21 protein-coding genes and 1 tRNA gene are annotated in these 17,721 nt (G+C 62.9%); 2 read left to right on the top strand and 20 right to left on the bottom strand.

The features are described 5' to 3' along the window. The 5 genes from ccsA to B2V17_RS03400 form a co-directional block, all read right to left on the bottom strand. Positions 1–719, bottom strand: a 719-nt coding sequence (gene ccsA, locus B2V17_RS03420) for a cytochrome c biogenesis protein CcsA (protein WP_292995202.1), incomplete at its 3' end; no start/stop codon positions are given. Further along, the gene (gene ccmE / locus B2V17_RS03415) at positions 716–1,174 is read right to left on the bottom strand and encodes a cytochrome c maturation protein CcmE (protein WP_292995200.1); all 459 of its coding nucleotides are present in this window, start codon (positions 1,172–1,174) and stop codon (positions 716–718) included. The genes ccmE and ccsA, both read right to left, overlap by 4 nt. Continuing rightward, complete coding sequence (locus tag B2V17_RS03410; RefSeq protein ID WP_292995198.1) at positions 1,171–1,311, bottom strand: hypothetical protein; 141 nt, start codon at positions 1,309–1,311, stop codon at positions 1,171–1,173. The genes ccmE and B2V17_RS03410 overlap by 4 nt, the downstream gene beginning before the upstream one ends. Next, positions 1,304–2,035 carry a heme ABC transporter permease CcmC gene (ccmC, locus tag B2V17_RS03405; RefSeq protein ID WP_292995196.1) on the bottom strand — a complete coding sequence of 244 codons (732 nt, stop codon included), beginning with the start codon at positions 2,033–2,035 and terminating at the stop codon, positions 1,304–1,306. The genes B2V17_RS03410 and ccmC overlap by 8 nt, the downstream gene beginning before the upstream one ends. Positions 2,036–2,148: 113 nt before the next feature. Then, a tRNA-His gene (locus tag B2V17_RS03400) sits at positions 2,149–2,225 on the bottom strand. A 198-nt stretch (positions 2,226–2,423) separates the two neighbouring features. On the opposite strand from B2V17_RS03400, the gene B2V17_RS03395 reads away from it, so the two are divergent. Continuing rightward, the gene (locus tag B2V17_RS03395; protein WP_292995194.1) at positions 2,424–2,753 is read left to right on the top strand and encodes a PilZ domain-containing protein; all 330 of its coding nucleotides are present in this window, start codon (positions 2,424–2,426) and stop codon (positions 2,751–2,753) included. Positions 2,754–2,829: 76 nt separating this feature from the next. On the opposite strand, the gene rpmE is transcribed toward B2V17_RS03395, so the two are convergent. From rpmE to rpsB, 12 genes are all read right to left on the bottom strand, one after another. Then, positions 2,830–3,057: a 50S ribosomal protein L31 gene (rpmE, locus tag B2V17_RS03390; protein WP_292995192.1), complete on the bottom strand. Its 228-nt coding sequence runs from the start codon at positions 3,055–3,057 to the stop codon at positions 2,830–2,832. Positions 3,058–3,137: 80 nt separating this feature from the next. Then, complete coding sequence (gene fabZ, locus B2V17_RS03385) at positions 3,138–3,590, bottom strand: 3-hydroxyacyl-ACP dehydratase FabZ (protein WP_292995190.1); 453 nt, start codon at positions 3,588–3,590, stop codon at positions 3,138–3,140. Between the two features lie 16 nt (positions 3,591–3,606). Next, positions 3,607–4,350, bottom strand: a complete 744-nt coding sequence (locus tag B2V17_RS03380) for an OmpH family outer membrane protein (protein ID WP_292995188.1) — start codon at positions 4,348–4,350, stop codon at positions 3,607–3,609. Further along, on the bottom strand, positions 4,350–7,019 hold the full coding sequence (gene bamA, locus B2V17_RS03375) for an outer membrane protein assembly factor BamA (protein ID WP_292995285.1): 2,670 nt from the start codon (positions 7,017–7,019) through the stop codon (positions 4,350–4,352). Before bamA ends, B2V17_RS03380 begins: the two co-directional genes overlap by 1 nt. Before the next feature lie 218 nt (positions 7,020–7,237). Continuing rightward, positions 7,238–8,587 carry an RIP metalloprotease RseP gene (gene rseP / locus B2V17_RS03370; protein ID WP_292995186.1) on the bottom strand — a complete coding sequence of 450 codons (1,350 nt, stop codon included), beginning with the start codon at positions 8,585–8,587 and terminating at the stop codon, positions 7,238–7,240. A 25-nt stretch (positions 8,588–8,612) separates the two neighbouring features. After that, positions 8,613–9,770 carry a 1-deoxy-D-xylulose-5-phosphate reductoisomerase gene (gene dxr, locus B2V17_RS03365; RefSeq protein ID WP_292995185.1) on the bottom strand — a complete coding sequence of 386 codons (1,158 nt, stop codon included), beginning with the start codon at positions 9,768–9,770 and terminating at the stop codon, positions 8,613–8,615. Further along, positions 9,767–10,555, bottom strand: a complete 789-nt coding sequence (locus B2V17_RS03360; protein ID WP_292995183.1) for a phosphatidate cytidylyltransferase — start codon at positions 10,553–10,555, stop codon at positions 9,767–9,769. Before B2V17_RS03360 ends, dxr begins: the two co-directional genes overlap by 4 nt. After that, positions 10,542–11,186, bottom strand: coding sequence for a polyprenyl diphosphate synthase (gene uppS / locus B2V17_RS03355; protein ID WP_292995283.1), 645 nt, complete (start codon positions 11,184–11,186; stop codon positions 10,542–10,544). The genes B2V17_RS03360 and uppS overlap by 14 nt, the downstream gene beginning before the upstream one ends. A 59-nt stretch (positions 11,187–11,245) precedes the next feature. Further along, a complete protein-coding gene (frr, locus tag B2V17_RS03350; protein ID WP_292995181.1) occupies positions 11,246–11,803 on the bottom strand; it encodes a ribosome recycling factor in 558 nt (185 codons plus the stop codon). 3 nt (positions 11,804–11,806) lie between these two features. Beyond that, on the bottom strand, positions 11,807–12,526 hold the full coding sequence (gene pyrH, locus B2V17_RS03345) for a UMP kinase (RefSeq protein WP_292995179.1): 720 nt from the start codon (positions 12,524–12,526) through the stop codon (positions 11,807–11,809). A gap of 142 nt (positions 12,527–12,668) precedes the next feature. Next, positions 12,669–13,595, bottom strand: a complete 927-nt coding sequence (tsf, locus tag B2V17_RS03340; RefSeq protein ID WP_292995177.1) for a translation elongation factor Ts — start codon at positions 13,593–13,595, stop codon at positions 12,669–12,671. A gap of 75 nt (positions 13,596–13,670) precedes the next feature. After that, positions 13,671–14,474 (bottom strand): 30S ribosomal protein S2, encoded by an 804-nt coding sequence (gene rpsB, locus B2V17_RS03335; RefSeq protein WP_292995175.1) that lies wholly within the window; start codon positions 14,472–14,474, stop codon positions 13,671–13,673. A 337-nt stretch (positions 14,475–14,811) separates the two neighbouring features. On the opposite strand from rpsB, the gene B2V17_RS03330 reads away from it, so the two are divergent. Further along, a complete protein-coding gene (locus B2V17_RS03330; RefSeq protein WP_292995173.1) occupies positions 14,812–15,069 on the top strand; it encodes a hypothetical protein in 258 nt (85 codons plus the stop codon). Here B2V17_RS03330 and B2V17_RS03325 read toward each other — a convergent pair. The 3 genes from B2V17_RS03325 to B2V17_RS03315 are packed head-to-tail and all read right to left on the bottom strand — an operon-like array spanning position 15,029 to position 17,675. Beyond that, positions 15,029–15,757 carry a CDP-alcohol phosphatidyltransferase family protein gene (locus tag B2V17_RS03325; RefSeq protein ID WP_292995281.1) on the bottom strand — a complete coding sequence of 243 codons (729 nt, stop codon included), beginning with the start codon at positions 15,755–15,757 and terminating at the stop codon, positions 15,029–15,031. The genes B2V17_RS03330 and B2V17_RS03325 overlap by 41 nt on opposite strands. A gap of 41 nt (positions 15,758–15,798) precedes the next feature. After that, complete coding sequence (locus B2V17_RS03320) at positions 15,799–16,548, bottom strand: phosphatidylserine decarboxylase (protein WP_292995171.1); 750 nt, start codon at positions 16,546–16,548, stop codon at positions 15,799–15,801. Continuing rightward, positions 16,548–17,675: a beta-ketoacyl-ACP synthase III gene (locus tag B2V17_RS03315; RefSeq protein WP_292995168.1), complete on the bottom strand. Its 1,128-nt coding sequence runs from the start codon at positions 17,673–17,675 to the stop codon at positions 16,548–16,550. Before B2V17_RS03315 ends, B2V17_RS03320 begins: the two co-directional genes overlap by 1 nt. Between the last annotated feature and the right edge of the window lie 46 nt (positions 17,676–17,721).

Here is a 17,721-nt window from a genome sequence, read left to right as displayed (position 1 = left end):
AACCACCAGCCGCCCCAGCCGAGCTCGTAGTAGGCCCAATAGGAACCCGCAGTGATACCGACTGTCAGGAATATCCAGGCGCCCAGCACCCACGGCCGCATCGCCCGGGCAAAGGCGGGTCCGACCTCGCGGGTCAGCAGCGCGCCGACGGCAAAGCTGAAGGCCACCGACAATCCGACATAGCCGAAATAGAGCGTCGGCGGGTGGAAGGCGAGGCCGGGATCCTGCAGCAGCGGGTTGAGGCCCATGCCGTCTGCCGGAACCGGATCGATCCGCGTAAACGGGTTCGAAGAAAGCAGCAGGAAAGCGTAGAACCCCAGACTGACAAAGGCCTGCGAAGTCAGGGTCGCCAGCATGGTCCGCTCGGGCAGGCGCTTTTCGACCAGGGCGAGGAACCCGCCTGAGAGGCCCATCACCATCACCCACAGCAGCATTGAGCCTTCATGGTTCCCCCAGGCTCCGGCAAACTTGTAGAGGAACGGCTTGGCCGAGTGCGAGTTCTTGGCGACCAGCAGCACCGACAGATCGGTGACGCAGAACACCCAGACCAGCGCGGCAAAGGCGATCGAAACCAGCGCGCCCTGCACCACCGCCAGCGGGCGGACCAGTGTGGTCAGCGGATGGCCTGGCTGGCGAACCGACATGGCCCCGGCGGCCAGCTGCAACAGCGCCAGCGTTGCCGCGAACCAAAGCGCCGCAAGACCGAGACTGGCGATCACTTGGTTACTTCCACGGTCTGCCGAGCCTGAGCCTCGGTCATTTCCTTCATTTCGCGCGGCACATATTTCTCGTCATGCTTGGCGAGGAGATTGTCAGCGACGAAGGTGCCATCGGCAGCCCGCTTGCCCTCGGCCACCACGCCCGAGTTTTCCTTGAACAGGTCAGGCACGATCCCCTTGAACATCACCGGGATGCGGGCCTTGCCGTCGCCCACGACGAAGCGGATCGTCACACCATCCGGATCGGTCTTAAGCGAGCCCGCCTCAACCATCCCGCCGAGGCGCACCGCCCGGTCGGGCTCAGGCGGCTTGGCGGCCATCTCGGCAGGCAGATAGAAGAACGAGGCCTGGCTGCGCAGCGACCAGGCCGCCAGCAGTCCGGCACCGATCAGCGCCGCCAGCGCGATCAGCACCAGCACCAGCCGCTGGTGCTTGGCCTTGATCGCGCCGCTCATTGTTCGCGGGCCCGGTCACGGCGGGCTTCGGCCCGGCGCATGGTCAGCAGGCTGTGCAAGATCAGCAGCGCCGTACCGCCCAACCCGATCGCATAGGAGGCGATCACAAAGCCCCAGTGGTTCAGGCCCTCATACATCAACTGCCTCCATCGCGCGGCGCCGCAGGCGGGCTTCGGCCTGAGCATTGGCCAGTATCGCGCGCATCCGCATCAGCACCACCGCCCCGAAGATCAACGAGAAACCGATCGTCGCGGCAAGCAGCCCATAGAGGAAGGCCGGGGCCATCTCGCTCTTGCCCATCGAGATCGAGGGCGGCTGGTGCAGGCTGTTCCACCACAGCACCGAATAGTGGATGATCGGAATATTGACCGCGCCAACCAGTCCGAAAATGGCCGGCAGCCGCGATCCGTTTTCGCCGTCACGGTTGGCGGCATCGGCCAGCGCTATGTAGGCGCAATAGAGGAAAAACAGCACCAGCATCGAGGTCAGCCGCCCATCCCACACCCACCAGGTGCCCCAGGCGGGACGGCCCCACAGCGAGCCTGTAACCAGGCACAGCAAGGCAAAGACCGCCCCGGGCAGGGCAATCGCGCGGGCCGCGATTCCGGCGAGCGGATGGCGCCAGACCAGTTCTGCCATGCTGGCAAGGGCAATCGCGGTCCATCCCCCCATCCCGAGCCAGGCGGCGGGGACGTGGATGAACAGGATGCGCACCGAATCTCCTTGCAAGCGCTCTGCCGGGGCACCGAACAGCCCCCAAGCCGCTGCCGCAAGCGACAGCGCTATCCCGGCGATGAGAAAAGGCCCGGTCAGAATGCGCGCAAGGCGCAGAAAACGGGCAGGATTGGCGTAGCCGTGCATGGACCCAGCGTTTGGAAGAATCTGCGCCACGCTTTGGCAGGAGCGCCCCTTTGCGGCAAGCGCCAAGTGGAGTTTGGCGGTGCAATCCGCATTGACTCAACGCAAAGGAGAAATGGGGCGATCGATGGGGTTCGAACCCACGACCTCCGGTACCACAAACCGGCGCTCTAACCAACTGAGCTACGATCGCCACGGCCATGCTGCCTGGCGGCAGTCATTGCAGGCGCGCGCCTTTGCACAACCTCTGGCGGATTGGAAGGGAAAACTGCGCGATCCCGACCTGCCCAATGCGCAGGCCCGACGCGGCAAAGATTTTCCAAACACGAGCGGTTTGTTAACCGTGCCTATCTAGGCTGCCAGGTATTGGTCCTTGGGAAAGGGGAAACCTGTGGCCGCAAAGTTGAAACTGGAAAGTGTCTCGAGCCGACCGGCGCGACCGCAAACTCGCCGCGTTGCACGGCTGTTCGCGCACAGCCGGGCCACTATCCGCTCCAGCCACGGCGATCGCTCCAAAGCCCGGATTCGCGACGTTTCCACGTTCGGTTGCGCGCTGGAATGCGACGCGGCCTGGCTGCGCACCGGAATGTTTGTCGGAATTGCAGTGACTTCGGACTGGACGATCCAGGCCGTGGTCCGCTGGGTCCGCGATTCGCGCGCGGGCGTCGAATTCCTTCGCCCGATCAGCGAGGCAGAGGTTCGGGAAATCTCGGAAGACTGAACCTTCCTGGCAGAGCCATGCAAAAAGGGCGGCCCGATCAGGCCGCCCTTTCTGTTTGAGGCTGAATGCCGGACGCTCAGTTCTTCTTGAGCGAGAGGCCACCGAAGCGCTTGTTGAACTGGGCCACGCGGCCACCCTGGTCAACCTGGCGGGTACCGCCGGTCCAGGCCGGGTGCGAGGTCGGATCGATTTCGAGCACCAGCGTATCGCCTTCCTTGCCCCAGGTGGAGCGAGTTTCGAACACGGTGCCGTCCGTCATCTGGACCTTGATCGTGTGGTAGTCGGGATGTCCTTCGGACTTCATGGCAATTCTCTTTCGCTAGTGGCCGGTTCCGACCGGCCTGAAATGGGAAGCGGCGCGCTTAGCCGCCAGTTGAGCAGAAATCAAGCGTCTGCGATCATCGCGGTAAACTGGACGTCGCAGGTCACCTTGCCGTCAATCGAAGCCTTGCCCCAGAACTTGCAGACGCGGCTGCGCTTCTGGACGAAACCGGCCTCCAGCGTCAGCAGCACGCCGGGTTCCACGGGAGCGCGGAACTTGGCTTCTTCGATCGCCATGAAATAGACCAGCTTGCCGGTACCTGCGAGGCCAAGACTTTCGATTGCCAAGATTCCTGCGGCCTGAGCCAACGCCTCAATCTGGAGCACGCCCGGCATGATCGGGCGGCCCGGAAAATGCCCCTGGAAGAAGCCTTCGTTGAAACTTACCGCCTTGACCGCGGTGATCGTTTCCTCACCGACTTCGAGGACCCGATCGACCAGCAGCATCGGGTAACGATGCGGCAGGGCGGCCAGGATCCTAGGAATGTCGTAAGCCGGAGCGGTATCTTCGCTCATACTGCCCCCACCCCGATCAGCGACCGTCAGGCTGCGGACCGGCCGGACGCGGAGCCGGGGCGGTACCAGGAGCACCAGCGGCCGGCGCTGCAGCGGGTCGGCCCTGCTGCTGCTGCGCGGCCTGCTGTTCGCGCACCTGGCGCGGCACCCAGCCCTGCGGCGGGACAAGGTTGGCAGTCGGCAGCATGGTGTTAAGCTCACCGATGATCGCCGGGGTCAGCTCATAAGCGTTGGCGCGCGCAATGACAGTATCCGGCTGCAACAAAATCGTGACGCCCTTCTTGGCCATCGCTCCCTGTACAGCCGCATCCAGCTTCTCAGTGATCTGCTCGTTGACGTAAGCTTCCGACATCATCACCGGCATCAGGATCTGCTGCAATTCCTGCTTGCCACGCTCTTGGCGCTGCTGGATTGCCTGGTAATCCTGCTGCAGGATCGCGTCGGGCTTCTTCGCCGTCTTATCGGCGTTGAACTTGTCGACCAGCGCCTTCAATTCGGCATCAATCTGAGTGGCACGGGCCTGGGCCTGGTCATAGGTGGCCTTGTAAGTCACCTGGCGCTGCTGCGCAGCGACCTGATAAGCATTCGAATTGGCAACGGCTGCATCGAGATTGGCCACACCGAGACCCGGAACGATCGGACCGGACGGGGCAGCGGCAGGGGCCGCAGCGGTCGGAGCGGGCTTCTTCTGGGCAACAGCCGGCGAAACCAGTGCCAGCGCAAGGGCGGTGCCGCAAAGGGCCTTGAACATCTTGGTCATCAGAATTGGGTTCCTACGTTGAATGTGAAGGACTTGGTGTCATCACCGTCGACCTTCGTAATAGCATGGGCAAAGTCGATCCGGAACGGACCGAACGGTGAATTCCAGTTGACCCCTATACCTACCGAGATGCGCGGCTTGGCAGAGTTTCCGACGAACAGTTCGGAGAAGGCAGGATAGGTTGACCCCTGCGGAATGTTATTCGCAGAGCCAAGGCAGCTCGGCGGGGTCGGATTGGTTGGGCTGGTAACGGTGGTGACATCGCCAGTCGCGGTCCCCGGAGTACAAACGCCAGCGGGGTTAAGTGTGGCAACGTTGATCTGCGTGTAGAGCGCATTGCCGCTTGTATCGCGCTGCGGGAAGAATATCCCCTGAGGGTAGGCAGCAGCCTGCTCGATCGGTGCGCGCAGACCCCAGACTGCACCAATGTCCATGAAAATGGATGGCCGCAGGCCCAGTTCCTTGGCACCCGAACCCAGCGGGATCTCCAGTTCGGCGTGGCCAAGGTAGAAGAAGCGGCCACCAAGTGCGTCGTCCTGGATTTGCTCACGGTCGAGATTGAGCGTGCCGTCAGCTTTATAGAACCGGCGCAGGATGCGCGGGCCAACGCCGCGAATATCGAACCCGCGCAACTGCGGCTCACCCAGATAAAACCGGTCATTGAGCCTGATCGATTCAACCCCCGCGGTCGGGCTTTCCTTATTGAGCGGCGCGATTGCGCCACCTTCGGCCCGCAGCGAGAAAACAAAGCCCTTGCCGATCGGCCAGTAACGCGCCGCATTCGAACGGACGCGGAAATATTTCACAGATCCGCCCAGGCCGGCGAAATCAAAGCTGACCGAGGCAGACTTGCCGCGGGTCGGACGGTAGCGGTTGTCAAGCGAATCGAAGATGAAGCTGGTGCCCAGGATTGAGCTGGTCCGCTTGCCCAACGCGTCGCACAAGTACCGGCCCGACAGGATCGGATCGCATTCCAGAGTCGGCGGATTTTGCCGGTCAGAGAAGTACTGGGTCTTGTCGACCGAGATGCTGTCGTAGTTCAGGGTATAGCTGCCCACCGCCGAGATATATTCGGTCAATGGCAATCCGACCCGCAACTGGAAGCCGGTGGTAGCCTGCTGGAAGGTCGATTCGCGATCGCGCTGGAACTGGTTGAAATTGTTGAGATCGCGGCGATAGACGTTCACGCCCAGCGAAATGTTGCGATCGAACAGGTAGGGCTCGGTAAAGCTGATATCGACCTGCTTCGAATAGTTCGAATAGGCGAGGTTGAGCCCGATCGTCTGGCCGCGGCCGCGGAAGTTGCGCTGTTCGACCGCGCCCTGGAAGATCAGGCCTTCAAGGCTGGAATAACCCGCCGAAAGCTGCAGCTGGCCGGTCGGCTTTTCCTCGACATTGGCTTCGAGGATGATTCGGTCGGGCGCCGAACCCGGCTTTTGCTCGATCTCGAACTTTTCCTGGAAATAGCCGAGCGAGTTGATCCGCGCAGTCGAGCGCTTGACCTGCAGCGAGTTGAACGCATCGCCCTCAGCCAGGCGGAACTCGCGGCGGATCACCTTGTCCTGGGTCAGCGTGTTGCCGTTGACGTCGATCTTCTCGACATAGACGCGCGGCGCTTCGGCAATCTGGAAAGTCAGACCCATGGTCAGGTCTTCCTTGCTGCGGGCATAGTCGGGCCGCACGTCGGCGAAGGCATAGCCGAAGGTGCCGAGGGTTTCGTTCAGTCGGTCGATTGTGTCTTCGACCAGTTTGGCGTTGTACCAGTCCCCCTTCTTCATCGGCAGCTGGGTGGCGAGGCGGTCACCGTCGAAATCGCGCAGTTGGCTTTCAACCTTCACGTCGCCGAACTTGTAGCGCGGGCCTTCCTCGACCACGTAGGTCAGGATGAAGTCCTTCTTGTCCGGGGTCAGTTCGGCCACGGCCGAAACCACGCGGAAATCGGCATAGCCCTTGGTCAGGTAGAACTGGCGCAGCTTCTGCTGGTCGAAGGCCATCCGGTCCGGGTCATAGGTGGTGCCCGAGCTGAAGATCCGGGTCAGGCTCGATTGCTTGGTGATCATCTCACCGCGCAGTTCGCCATCGTCAAATGCATCGTTGCCGATGATGTTGATCTTGCGGACCTTGGACTTCGGACCTTCGGAAACCTCGAACACGATGTCCACACGGTTCTGCTCGAGCATCACCATCTTGGGTTCGACCGAAGCGGCGAACCGGCCCTGGCGCTTGTAAAGCTCAATGATCCGGGCGACGTCGGCGCGCACCTTCGACCGGGTGAAGATCTGGCGCGGGGCCAGCTTGATTTCGGGCAGGATCTTGTCGGCCTTGAGCCGCTTGTTTCCTTCCAGGATGATCCGGTTGATCACCGGGTTTTCCTTGACCTCAATCGTCACGTTGCCAGCATCGTTGCGAATCTGGACATCGGCAAACAGTTCGGTTGCGAACAAGTCCTTCAACGCCTGGTCGCCTCCGGCCTGGGTATAGGGCTGGCCGATCCTGAGCTTGATATAGGTGCGGATGGTATCGGGTTCGAGGCGCTGCGAGCCGACCACGTTGATTGACTTGATCGTGTCCGCAGCCGACGCGGCGGCGGCAGGCGCTGCCGCATCCTGTGCCAGTGCGGCTTGGGGAATGCCGGCCAGGATCGTGGATCCCAAAAGCAGCGCAGCCATCGGCAGGCCGGTGCGCAGGGTCTGTTTGCGGTCCACGGAAGAGTTAGTCATCGGCACGCCATTTCCAGTCAATATTTGGCCACGGACCAGCCCGGCTCAGGGCAAGATATGCGCAGCTTGCAGATACGTCGCCGCCCTCTGCCCGATGCGCCTGTTTCGATCAAGCTAACTTGCCGTCACCGTCCGCAGTTTTCCCGCATTCCGGCTCGTTTTTCACCTCAACTGGCGAACAGCGAAACCAGATCGTTGAAGGTAACGAACACCGCCAGCCCCAGCACCAAAGCCATGCCGCCGCGAAATGCCCATTCCTGACTGCGAACACCCAGCGGTTTGCGGCGGACTGCTTCCGCGGCATACATTGCCAGGTGCCCACCGTCTAAAGTCGGGATTGGCAGGAGGTTGATGAATGCCAAATTAATTGAAATGAGGGCGACGAGACCGATAAACGCATCCCAGCCAACGTTAAGGCTTTGGCCTGAATATTGCGCAATTTTGATCGGTCCGCCGAGTTCCTTGACCGAGCGTTCGCCTGTGACGATCTGCTTCAACCCGATCGCCATACGTTGCATGATGTCGATGCTCTCGTCGAACCCGTAAACCACCGCGCGAACCGGCCCGAGCCGGTTGCGTTCGCCGCTGCTCACTCCCAGTTGCCCGACGGTCTCTTTCTGACCCTCGGCAATGGTAACTTCAACAGGGCGAGGTACCACGTCAACAGCCAGCAGCTGGTTGCCGCGCTGAATTCCAATCTTCAGACTTTGTCCAGCCCGGGGCCTGACATAGTCAGCAACCTCTCCGAAGCTGGAGATCGCATTGCCGTTAAGCGAAACGATCCGATCGCCAGCTTGCAGACCAGCTTGCTCAGCCGCGGTCCCAGTACCGACTTGCGCAATCACCGGAGCTGCGAAATCGAGCCCAAGATTCGAAATCTGCGCTTTGTTCCCAAGTCCATCATCTACCGAAATGGGCGTCAGCTTTACAGGAACCTCAAGCTCATTACCGTTGCGGATCAAAGTAAGGTCAACCATCCCGCCAGGATAAATCGCGATCCTTTGGGTAACTTCGTCAGCGCTATCGACCCCGCTGCCATTCACCGCGACAATCTGGTCGCCAAGCTTCACTCCGGCAGCTTTGGCATCGGATGCATCTGCGAAACCGCGCACAATCGGGCTCTGGTTGGGCACGCCATAGGCCATCGAGAATGCGGCAATGATCGCCACCGCGACTAGCAGGTTGGCGACAGGTCCAGCCAGCACGATCAGGGTGCGTTGCCACATCGGGGCGCCGGGAAAGGTGCCCTTGAGTTCCTCCGGGCTGGCATTGGCCATGGCCGCGTCCGGCTTGCTGGTGGCATCGGCATCGCCGGCGAACAGCACATAGCCTCCTAGCGGAAAGGCCGCGATCCGCCAGCGGGTGCCGCGCTTGTCGATTCTGTGCCACAGTTCCTTCCCGATCCCGACCGAAAAAGTCATCGCGCGCACGCCGAACAAGCGGCCGGCCCAGTAATGGCCCAGCTCGTGTAGCACAATCAGTGGGCCAAGCAGCAGCAAGAATGCGCCGATGGTCATCAGGAATGAGGGAGATTCGATCAAGTCAGGCAAGCTCCAATAATTCGTGCGCGCGGCGCCGCGCTTCGGCATCGATGGCGATCACATCGCCCAGCGAAACCGGAGCAGCGGGAGCATAGCGCCCGATTAGTTCCTCGACCATTACCGCGATGCGGGTGAACGCAGTCTGTCCGGACAGGAACGCGGCGACGGCAATTTCGTTCGCAGCATTGAGCACCGCCGGGGCCGCCCCGCCCTGCTCCGCCGCCTGGCGGCACAGCCGGGTCGCGGGAAAGCGGTCCTCGTCGGGCGCACGGAAGGTCAGTTCGCCCAGCGCGGCAAGATCAAGCGGTTCGCACGGCGTATCCATTCGCGCTGGCCAGGCCAGACACGAAGCGATCGGCACCCGCATGTCCGATGGGCCAAGCTGTGCCAGTGTCGATCCGTCGCGAAATTCGACCATCGAATGGACCACCGATTGCGGGTGGATCACGATCCGCAGCTTCTCCAGCCCGACCGGGAACAGGTGGTGCGCCTCGATCAGTTCGAGGCCCTTGTTGAACATGGTGGCGCTATCGACGCTGATCTTGGCGCCCATCGACCAGTTGGGATGCCTGACCGCCTGCGCCGGGGTAGCGGCGGCAAGTTGCTGGTGGTTCCATTCGCGAAACGGTCCGCCGCTGGCAGTCAGCGTGATCGAGCGGACGTGGGCCGGATCATTGCCGGCCAGGCACTGGAAGATCGCGTTGTGCTCGCTGTCGACCGGGAGCAGTGTGGTGCCGTGCCGGGCGACCGCCGCTGTCATGACGTCGCCGGCCGAAACCAGCGCCTCCTTGTTGGCCAGCGCGACAGTGTTGCCCTGCTCGATCGCCGCCATGGTCGGCGCGAGCCCGGCACAACCGACAATCGCGGCAAGGGTCAGATCGGCCGGGCGCGCGGCGGCTTCGACCAGTGCGTCGGCCCCGCCAAGTGCTTCGATCCCGCTGCCAGCGAGGGCTTCGCGCAGTTCCGGCAGGCAGGAGGGATCGGCCACCACCGCCAGTTCCGCCCCAAACTCGAGGGCCAGCGCGGCCAGTTCCTGCGCCTGGCAATTGGCCGTCAGCGTCTCCACCCGCCACTTGTCGCGCTCGCGCCGGACCAGGTCCAGCGTGGAAGCGCCGACAGAGCCCGTCGCGCCGAGGATGGTGATGGTGCGGGTGGTCATGCCGGCGACGGCAGCAACGAGCCGCCGCCAAGCAGGGTTCCGCCGATCAACCCGAAAGCAAGCAGACCGAGAACGAACAGCACGGCGATCATGCCGTCGGCGCGGTCAAACAGGCCGCCGTGGCCCGGGATCAGATGGCCCGAATCCTTGACCCCGGCGCGGCGTTTCATCCAGCTTTCGAAGAAGTCTCCGGCCTGGGCCGTGATCGCCAGCAAGGCGCCAATCAGCAGGAAAGTCAGCGGGCTTCCGACAACGACATCCACTGAGAAGTCATAGCCTTCGCCATATCCGCGGCCGGATTCCGAACCGTTGGCAGGGCCAGTGGCCAGCATGATGGCCAGAAACAGCCCCAAACTCGCCCCCAGTATTCCGCCGCCAAGTCCGGACCATGTTTTTGAAGGACTGATCTTCGGCGCAATCTTGGGGCCACCGAGGGTGCGGCCTGCGAAATAGGCCCCGATGTCGGTGCCAATCACGCCCAGGACCACACAAGTCAGGACAATCCAACCAGCGAGCTGATCGCCCCTGAGAGCAATAAGCATGGCCACCGCGAGCCCGACATAGACCAGCCCGCCAATCAACCAGACGGCTCTGCCTGGCGCGGATTTCACAAACCCTTTGACCAGGCCCCACCATTCCCGCAGCACACCGAACCCGACCGCCGTGACGAACAGCGTCCAACCCCACCCGCCAAGCCACAGCGCGGTCCCGGCCACCGCGATCATCACGATCGCCGACAGCGCCCGAACGCCGAGGTCGGAATTCTTGACCTCACCGCCCGCCATAGCGCCGCTCCCGTCCTGCAAATTCCGCCAGTGCCTCAGCCAGATGCTCTGGCGTAAAATCCGGCCACAGCACCTCGGTGAAGACCATCTCGGCATAGGCCGCCTGCCACAGCAGGAAGTTCGACAGCCGCACCTCGCCCGAGGTGCGGATCAGCAGATCGAGCGGCGGCAGGCCGGCGGTGTCGAGTTCGGCCTCAATCGTTTCGGGCGTGATCGGACCCTTGGCTGCAGCCTTGGCGGCGGCGCGGGCGATTTCGTCCTGCGAGCCGTAGTTGAGCGCGACAACCAGCGTAGTGCCATCGTTCCCGGCAGTCCGCTCCAGCGCTTCGTCGAGCAGCGCGACAATGTCGGCGGCCAGCATCCGGTAGTCGCCAATGATCCGCAGACGGACGTTGTTGGCAACGAATTCCTCAAGGTCGGCCTGGATGTATCGCTTGAGCAGCCCCATCAGGGTCGAGACTTCGTCCTCGCTGCGGCGCCAGTTCTCGGTGCTGAAGGCATAGAGCGTCAGCGCCTCAAGCCCCATCTCGCGCGCGGCGCGAACCAGAGTCCGCACCGCCTCCACCCCGCGCTGGTGTCCCATCGCACGCGGCAGGTGGCGCTTCTTGGCCCAGCGCCCGTTGCCATCCATGATGATGGCGACATGGCGCGCGCCGTGGGTCGCCCCACCGTCACGGGCGGGAGCGGAACTCACTTGCCGAGGATTTCCTGTTCCTTCTGCGCGGCGACTTCGTCCGCCGCCTTGATCATGTCGTCGGTCAGCTTCTGGACCTCGGTCTCGCCGCGCTTGCGCTCGTCTTCCGAGATTTCCTTCTTGGTTTCGTCGGCCTTGAGGTTGTCAATCCCGTCGCGGCGGACATTGCGGATCGCGATCCGGGCCTTTTCGGCGTAGGAGTGCGCCAGCTTGGCCAGCTCCTTGCGGCGTTCTTCGGTAAGATCGGGGATCGGCAGGCGGATGTTGTTGCCGTCGTTGATCGGGTTGAGCCCGAGCCCGGCCGAGCGGATCGCCTTTTCTACCGGGGTGACGTTCGATTTGTCCCAGACCTGGACCGAAAGCATCCGCGGCTCGGGCGCCGAAACGGTCGCAACCTGGTTGAGCGGCATCTTGCTGCCGTAGACTTCGACCATGATCGGATCGAGCAGCGCGGTATTGGCGCGCCCGGTGCGCAAACCGCCCAGATCGCTGCGCAGCGATTCCACTGCGCCCTTCATCCGCCGTTCGAGATCGGCCTTGTCATACTTGGCCATGGTTCAGCCCTTCCTTACAATTGTCTGCGTCCCCTCGCCGCGCAGCACCTTGGCCAGGTTGCCCTTTTCGCGGATCGAGAAGACGACGATGGGAATGTTGTTATCGCGGCACAGCGCCACGGCCGAAGCGTCCATTACCTTCAGGTTCTGTGCCAGGACTGTGTCATAATCGACTGTATCGTAACGCGTTGCACTGGCGTTGGTCTTGGGGTCGCTGTCATAGATCCCGTCGACCGAGGTGCCTTTCAGCAGCGCGTCGCAGCCCATTTCCGCGGCCCGCAGCGCCGCACCGCTATCGGTGGTGAAATAGGGCGCACCCACGCCAGCGGCGAAGATCACCACCCGGCCCTTTTCGAGGTGGCGTTCGGCGCGGCGGCGGATCACCGGTTCGCAGACCTTGTCCATCTCGATCGCGCTTTGCACGCGGGTCGGCACGCCAAGCTGTTCCAGCGCGTTCTGCATCGCCAGCGCGTTCATTACCGTGGCGAGCATACCCATGTAATCGGCCTGGGCGCGGTCCATCCCCTTGGCGGCCCCGGCCATGCCGCGAAAGATGTTCCCGCCGCCGATCACCAGGCAGATCTCAAGCCCGGATTCCTTGGCCGATTTCACTTCCTTGGCCAATTCGGCAACGAATTCGGGATCGATCCCGAATTGCTGATTGCCCATCAGCACTTCGCCGGAAAGTTTGAGCAGGATGCGCTTGTAGGCTGGCTTCGACATGGGTGTTTGCATCGCTCTCGGAAGGGTTTGAGCGGCCTTATACCGATGGGCTGGCGATGCCAAGAACTGCACCGGAAATTCATGCGAAAAGGGCGCAGGCCCTGCGGCCCGCGCCCTCCTCAATTGCATTCGAAGACCAGGCTCAGTTGAGGCCCGCAGCCGCAGCGACTTCGGCCGCAAAATCGGTTTCGACTTTTTCAATGCCTTCGCCGAGCTGGAAGCGGACATAGTCCTTCAGCACGATCTTGGTACCGGCGGCCTTGCCGGCGGCTTCCACGACCTGAGCGACCGGGGTCTTGTTGTCCATCACGAACAGCTGGCTGAGCAGCGCATTGTCCTTGGCGAACTTGGCCACCGCGCCATCGACCATCTTGGCCTGGACTTCGGCGGGCTTGCCGGATTCAGCAGCCTTTTCGGCAGCGATCTTGCGTTCGCGGGCGATCATCTCGGCGTCGAGATCGTCGGCGTTCAGCGCCAGCGGGAAGGCCGCGGCGATGTGCATGGCGAGCTGCTTGCCAAGCGGTTCGAGCACGTCGGCACCGGCTTCCGATTCCAGCGCAACCAGCACGCCGATCTTGCCTAGCATCGGCGCGGCGGCGTTGTGCATGTAGGGCACAACCAGACCCGAGCCGACCGAAACGGTCTTCATCCGGCGGACCTGCTGGTTTTCGCCGATGGTGGCGACGTTGGCGGTCAGGGTATCGGCGACGGTGCCGCCGCCCGGATAGGCAGCTGCCTTGAGCGCTTCGACATCGTCCGCAGCGGCGTTCAGCGCCACTTCGGTGGTCTTGCGCACGAAGTCCTGGAACTGGTCGTTCTTGGCGACGAAGTCGGTTTCCGAATTGACTTCGACGGCGACGCCCTTGGTGCCGGCAACGGCAACGCCGACCAGGCCCTCGGCGGCGGTGCGGCTGGATTTCTTGGCGACGGCAGCGAGGCCCTTGGCGCGCAGTGCGTCAACCGCGGCTTCGAAATCGCCGCCGCTTTCATCAAGCGCCTTCTTGCAATCCATCATGCCGGCGCCGGTGCGCTCGCGCAGGTTCTTCACGTCAGTGGCGGTATAAGCCATGTGACTGGTCCTTCTTGAAATAGGCTGGCGGCCAGGGCCTTGGCCCCGGCACGCTTGCAGTTTGTGACGGAAGCCTCAGGCTTCGGTCGCGGTTTCTTCAGCGGCAGCTTCTTCGGCAGCCGGAACTTCAACCACGGCTTCTTCAACCGGGGCAACGTCCAGCGCGCCGACATCGACGCCCGAATCGATCACGGCTTCCTGACGGCCCTTGGTCGCGGCAGCGGCCACGGCCTGGCAGTAGAGCGAGATTGCACGGCTGGCGTCGTCGTTGGCCGGGATCGGGAAAGCGATGCCATCGGGCGAGACGTTCGAATCGAGGATCGCGACGACCGGGATACCCAGCACGTTGGCTTCCTTGATCGCCAGTTCTTCCTTGTTGGCGTCGATCACGAACATCACGTCCGGAATGCCGCCCATGTCACGGATCCCGCCGAGCGACAGCTCAAGCTTGTCACGCTCACGGGTCAGGTTGAGCACTTCCTTCTTGGTCAGACCGGCAGTGTCACCGGCCAGCTGCTCTTCCATGGTCTTGAGGCGCTTGATCGAACCGGAAATGGTCTTCCAGTTGGTCAGCATGCCGCCCAGCCAACGGTGGTTGACGAAGTGCTGGCCCGACTGACGGGCGGCTTCGGCGATCGGGCCCTGGGCCTGGCGCTTGGTGCCGACGAACAGCACCTTGCCGCCGGCGCGGACGGTGGCGTCGATGAATTCGAGCGCACGCGCCATCAGCGGCACGGTCTGCGACAGGTCAAGAATGTGGATGCCGTTGCGGGCGCCGAAGATGTACGGCTTCATCCGCGGGTTCCAGCGGTGGGTCTGGTGGCCGAAGTGTGCGCCGGCCTCGATCAATTGCTGCATGGTGACGACTGGAGCCGCCATAGGACTTTCCTTCCGGTTTAACCTCTGGGAAGCTGGAACCGTGCGGAAAACTTCCGCTGCGGCACCGGTATGTGGTGCTTCCCATGTGGATTTGCCTGCAAGACACGAAAGTGGCGGAATTCTGCCGCTCTCGCCTGTAAGCCGGGCGCCCTTAGCGGGCCTTGGCGGCAAAATCCAGCGGTAATTGGAATGGGGCTGTTCCGGTGTCTGCAAAAACCTGCTTGACACCATGGAACAAATAGAGAACACAGCGGCAATCGGAACGGAATAGGAACTTTCTACTCCATCCCGCGTTTATCCACAAGTCTGTACACAGGCGGCAAGGAAGGATCAGGCGATGTTTGCGATCGAACTTTCGGTACTGTTGGCACTGGGCGGGATCTTCGCCGTGGCTTCACTGGTCCGCTCGCTTCGCACCACCCTGCCCCAGATCGCCGGGTTGCGTCAGGCGCTGAGGGATTGTCCCGAAACCCGCCAGGTGCGCTTCACCGTGCGGGAAATCGTGGTCAGCTACAACGATGGCAAGGTTATTCCGCTGCGGCCGCGCCGTGCGGTCAGCCTGCCGCGTCGGCAGACCGTGCGCGCTGCCGCTTGATCCTGGCGTAAGAAATCATGCCGATCGGCAGCAGCGTCAGATAGACCGCGCAGATCCCGATCAGCGTCCACCATGGCTCGGTCAGCATGGCCGCACCGACCAGCCCAAAGAACAACAGCGCCTCCAGCCGGAAGTTCTTGCGCAGCCGCAGCTTGCCCCAGCTGAGGGTGGCGACGCTGGAAATCATCAGGAAGGCCATCGCGACCAGCCAGACCCCGACCAGCCGTGGATCGCGGAATTGCTCGTTGTCGGTGACAGTCCACAGATAGAGCGGCAGAAACACCAGACCTGCCCCGACCGGCGCCGGAACCCCGGTGAGAAAGCCCGCAGTCTTGCGCGGCTCGTCGGCCAGGTCGATCCGGGCATTGAAGCGCGCTAGCCGCAGCGCACAGGCGACGGCATAGGCCAGCGCCGCAAACCAACCGAGCCGCGGCAGATCGTTGAGCGACCACAGGAACAGGATCAGGGCCGGGGCGACCCCGAACGAGACATTGTCGGCCAGACTGTCGAGCTCCGCTCCGAAACGCGATTGGGCCTTGAGCAGGCGGGCGATCCTCCCGTCGATCCCGTCAAGCATCCCGGCAATCACCACCGCGAGCACCGCCCGGTCGAAATCACCGGTGATCCCAAAGCGGATGCCGGTGAGCCCGGCGCAAAGTGCAGCCGCAGTGATTGCATTGGGCACCATCGCTCGCAGCGTCAGCCCGGCGGCGCGTGGCGCCTCATCGTTCACTGGCGGGCACCCTCGATCAGCAGCGCCGACCCAACTTCGGCCAGCACGGTTTCACCGGCGATCACCTTTTGCCCGATCAGCACCTTGGGCTCGGTCCCGGCTGGCAGGTAGACGTCGACGCGGCTGCCGAAGCGGATCAGCCCGACCCGCTGCCCGGCGGCGAGCATGTCGCCAGGCTTGACGAAAGGCACGATCCGCCGCGCGATCAGGCCGGCAATCTGGGTGAACCCGATCCGGGTCCCGTCGCCGCGCTCGATCAGGATATGCTGGCGCTCGTTCTCTTCGCTCGCCTTGTCGAGATCGGCGTTCATGAACCGGCCGGGGATATAGACCACCCGCCGCACCGTCCCGCCGATCGGGGCGCGGTTGATATGGACATCGAACACCGACATGAAGATCGAAATCCGCGTGACCGGCCCTTCGGACAGCCCTGGCGCGCCGGTGCCGTCATCGATGATCAATTCGCGCGGCGGATCCATCTGCTTGATCAGGGTGACCAGGCCATCGGCCGGCGAAACGATCAGATTGTCGCCCTGCGGTGTAACCCGCTTGGGATCGCGGAAAAAGGCCAGGATGCCCAGCACCAGTGCACCAAGCGGCCAGGCCAGCGTTTCCCAGGCGAACAGCGCGCAGCCCAGGCTGAGCGCTGCGGCGATCAGGGCAAAAACGCGGCCCTCGGGGTGCACGCTCGGCCATGACCAGGCCGCTTCACCGCGTCCGCGGTTGTCAAGAATATCGCCGGCCATCAGGCAGCCTTCCGCACGAACACGGTGCCGGCGGAATAGCCCGCACCAAAGGAGCAGATCACGCCAGTATCGCCAGCGCCCAGATCATAGCTGTTGAGGTGGAACGCGATGATCGAACCCGCGCTGGAGGTATTGCCGTAGGTATCGAGCACGGTCGGGCTTTCATCTTCGTTGGCTTCGTGACCCAGAACGCGCTGAGCGATCAAACGGTTCATTCCCTGGTTGGCCTGATGCAGCCAGAGCCGCCGCAAGCCGGCCGGATCGAGCCCGAGATCGCCGGCATGCTCGGCGATCATTGCCGCGACCATCGGCACCACTTCCTTGAAAACCTTGCGTCCTTCCTGGACGAACAGCTTGTCGGGCGTGCCGATCGTTTCCGGCGTGGCGCAATTGAGGAAGCCGAAATTGTTGCGGATATTGTTGGAATAGACCGTCTTGAGCCGGGTTCCGACGATGTTCCAATGCTTGGCGGGGGCCATGTCCTCGGCCTCGACCAGCACTGCGGTAGCCACGTCGCCAAAGATGAAATGGCTGTCGCGGTTGCGCATGTTGTTGTGGCCGGTGCAGATTTCCGGACTTACCACCAGCACCGAACGGGCATTCCCGGCGCGGATGAAATCGGCCGCGGTCTGGATCCCGAAGGTCGCCGACGAACAGGCAACATTCATGTCGAAGCCGAACCCTTCGATCCCGAGTTCATTCTGTATCTCGATCGCGATCGCCGGATAGGGCCGCTGCAGGTTGGAGCAGGCGCAGAGCACCGCATCGACATCCTTGGGGTCACGCCCGGCCCGGGCCAGCGCTTCACGAGCGGCCTTCACGCCCATCTCGGCCAGCACCGACAATTCCTCGTCCGGCCGCTCGGCCCAGCGCGGGGTCATGATCTCGGGATCGAGGATCGAGGCCTTGCTCATCACATAGCGCGCCTTGATCCCGCTCGCCTTCTCGATGAACTCGACCGAGCTGGGGGCCAGCGCCGTTACCGTGCCGGCCTCGATCTCCGCCGCGTGGCGGGCATTGAAGCGCTCGACATAGGTGTTGAAGCTTTCGACCAGTTCGGCGTTGCTGATCGATTCCGCTGGGGTGAACAGGCCGGTGGCGGAGATGACAGGAGTGATTTCGCTCATGGCGCGCCGTCCTACCCATGCTTTGCAGCCCCGGCAAGCGGCACGA

The organism is Novosphingobium sp. UBA6272, assembly GCF_002440635.1.
Lineage (GTDB): Bacteria > Pseudomonadota > Alphaproteobacteria > Sphingomonadales > Sphingomonadaceae > Novosphingobium.
This window is presented reverse-complemented; position numbering and strand designations above follow the sequence as displayed.

Coding starts and splice junctions, on each gene's coding strand:
- B2V17_RS03380 (WP_292995188.1), bottom strand. CDS start 4,350: ATGACCAAGATGTTCAAGGCCCTTTGCGGCACCGCCCTTGCGCTGGCA.
- frr (WP_292995181.1), bottom strand. CDS start 11,803: ATGGCCAAGTATGACAAGGCCGATCTCGAACGGCGGATGAAGGGCGCA.
- B2V17_RS03360 (WP_292995183.1), bottom strand. CDS start 10,555: ATGGCGGGCGGTGAGGTCAAGAATTCCGACCTCGGCGTTCGGGCGCTG.
- rseP (WP_292995186.1), bottom strand. CDS start 8,587: ATGACCATCGGCGCATTCTTGCTGCTGCTTGGCCCACTGATTGTGCTA.
- B2V17_RS03330 (WP_292995173.1), top strand. CDS start 14,812: ATGTTTGCGATCGAACTTTCGGTACTGTTGGCACTGGGCGGGATCTTC.
- dxr (WP_292995185.1), bottom strand. CDS start 9,770: ATGACCACCCGCACCATCACCATCCTCGGCGCGACGGGCTCTGTCGGC.
- bamA (WP_292995285.1), bottom strand. CDS start 7,019: ATGGCTGCGCTGCTTTTGGGATCCACGATCCTGGCCGGCATTCCCCAA.
- ccmE (WP_292995200.1), bottom strand. CDS start 1,174: ATGAGCGGCGCGATCAAGGCCAAGCACCAGCGGCTGGTGCTGGTGCTG.
- B2V17_RS03315 (WP_292995168.1), bottom strand. CDS start 17,675: ATGAGCGAAATCACTCCTGTCATCTCCGCCACCGGCCTGTTCACCCCA.
- rpmE (WP_292995192.1), bottom strand. CDS start 3,057: ATGAAGTCCGAAGGACATCCCGACTACCACACGATCAAGGTCCAGATG.
- B2V17_RS03320 (WP_292995171.1), bottom strand. CDS start 16,548: ATGGCCGGCGATATTCTTGACAACCGCGGACGCGGTGAAGCGGCCTGG.
- tsf (WP_292995177.1), bottom strand. CDS start 13,595: ATGGCTTATACCGCCACTGACGTGAAGAACCTGCGCGAGCGCACCGGC.
- fabZ (WP_292995190.1), bottom strand. CDS start 3,590: ATGAGCGAAGATACCGCTCCGGCTTACGACATTCCTAGGATCCTGGCC.
- ccmC (WP_292995196.1), bottom strand. CDS start 2,035: ATGCACGGCTACGCCAATCCTGCCCGTTTTCTGCGCCTTGCGCGCATT.
- B2V17_RS03325 (WP_292995281.1), bottom strand. CDS start 15,757: ATGGTGCCCAATGCAATCACTGCGGCTGCACTTTGCGCCGGGCTCACC.
- pyrH (WP_292995179.1), bottom strand. CDS start 12,526: ATGTCGAAGCCAGCCTACAAGCGCATCCTGCTCAAACTTTCCGGCGAA.
- B2V17_RS03410 (WP_292995198.1), bottom strand. CDS start 1,311: ATGTATGAGGGCCTGAACCACTGGGGCTTTGTGATCGCCTCCTATGCG.
- rpsB (WP_292995175.1), bottom strand. CDS start 14,474: ATGGCGGCTCCAGTCGTCACCATGCAGCAATTGATCGAGGCCGGCGCA.
- uppS (WP_292995283.1), bottom strand. CDS start 11,186: ATGGATGGCAACGGGCGCTGGGCCAAGAAGCGCCACCTGCCGCGTGCG.